Origin of the sequence: Mycoplasmopsis agassizii, from assembly GCF_002276225.1 — a bacterium.
GTDB classification, from domain to species: domain Bacteria; phylum Bacillota_I; class Bacilli_A; order Mycoplasmatales; family Metamycoplasmataceae; genus Mycoplasmopsis_B; species Mycoplasmopsis_B agassizii_A.
Genome location: NZ_NQNY01000027.1, coordinates 1 through 1572 on the forward strand (window position 1 = coordinate 1; position 1572 = coordinate 1572).

Annotated in this window: 2 protein-coding genes; both read left to right on the plus strand. The window is 28.8% G+C overall.

Features of this window, described 5'->3' with window-relative positions; translation table 4 throughout:
* Positions 1–702 (plus strand): restriction endonuclease subunit S (locus tag CJJ23_RS05215; protein ID WP_214608202.1); only part of this gene is annotated, 702 nt, incomplete at its 5' end.
* 102 nt (positions 703–804) lie between these two features.
* On the plus strand, positions 805–1461 hold the full coding sequence (locus CJJ23_RS04895; protein WP_095335217.1) for a hypothetical protein: 657 nt from the start codon (positions 805–807) through the stop codon (positions 1459–1461).
* Positions 1462–1572: the final 111 nt, after the last annotated feature.

The following is a 1572-nucleotide window of genomic DNA, read 5'->3' on the forward strand; positions in this document are numbered from 1 at the left end:
GAAATTCAAAATAAGATAGTAAGTGTCTTGGACGAATTCTCTAGGCTGGAAGCGGAGCTGGAAGCGGAGCTGGAAGCGGAGCTGGAAGCTAGAAACAAACAATATAACTACTACCTAAATCATCTTTTAAATTTTGAAGGTAAAAAAGTAGGGAATGTTAGATGAATAGAATTAAATGATCTTATTGATTTCATACAGCCAACTAAATTCATAGTTAAAAGTGATGAATATAAAAATGAATATGAAACACCAGTTTTGACTGCTGGAAAAACTTTCATTTTGGGATACACAAATGAAAAAGAAGGAATTTATAATTCTTCAAAAGAAAATCCAGTCATGATTTTTGATGATTTTACAACATCAATGCATTGAGTCGATTTTGATTTCAAAATAAAATCATCAGCAATGAAAATATTAGTTAATAAAAACAATGAGAATAATTTTAGATACATTTTTTACGCCATGAAAGTTATTGATTATGAAATTTCTAAAAGTGATCATCAGCGACACTGAATTTCTAAATATTCTAAAATAGAAATTCCTGTTCCGCCTCTAGAAGAGCAAAATCGTATTGTCAATATTCTTGATAAATTCAGCAAATTAACTTCGGATATTAATGAAGGTTTACCTGCAGAAATTAAAATGAGAAGACAGCAATATGAATATTACCGTGAAAAATTACTAACATTTTCTCAATCATAAGACGAGTAAATTGATTCATCTTCATGAACCAATTTTTACTTCAAATATGAAAAACTGAAAATTTTTTAAAGAAAGGGCTTCTTTAGTTACAATTAAATTAATATGAAAAATAAGACATTTAAAATTACTGCTGATCATCCAACTAAAACGCTTAAGGCATTGAAAGAAACTCACGATATGGAAGAAACAATTCACAAAGTACATATTAATCAGGATACAGGCAGAGCTAAATTACATTTTGAAGCAGAAGGAGACCCTAAACCTATCATTGTTCAACCACCTGGTCCAATTATTGAATGAGATGATGATGAACCTTTTGATAAGAAATGAGTAATGACACAGATTAAGAAATCTGCAGATGGAATTATTAAATCATTAGGAGCCCAGATTAATGAAATAAGAGTGCAGAATATGGGAATCAATTCTAAGGTGGATAGTCTCGAAGGTAAAGTCAATAACCTTGAAATACAAGTTAAGGAAGTAAAAGAACAAAATAAAGATCTTTATTCTAAAGTAGAAAGTCTTGAAACTCAAGTTAAAGAGGTAAAAGAACAAAACAAAGATCTTTATTCTAAAGTAGAAAGTCTAGAAACTCAAGTTAAAGAGGTAAAAGAACAAAACAAAGATCTTTATTCTAAAGTAGAAAAACTAGAAGTTCAGAATATTGAATTACAAACACAAAATGAAGGATTAAAAAAGCAAAACGAGGAAATTGTTAAACAGTTAAAAGAAATTTTAGAAATAATTAAGAAAAAGTAATTAAAAATACTCAAATCATTTTGATTTGAGTATTCCCGCATCGGCCTAATAACTGCAACAGAAAGGTTGTAGTTATTTTTTATAATATAAGTAATATGAAATACAAACAAG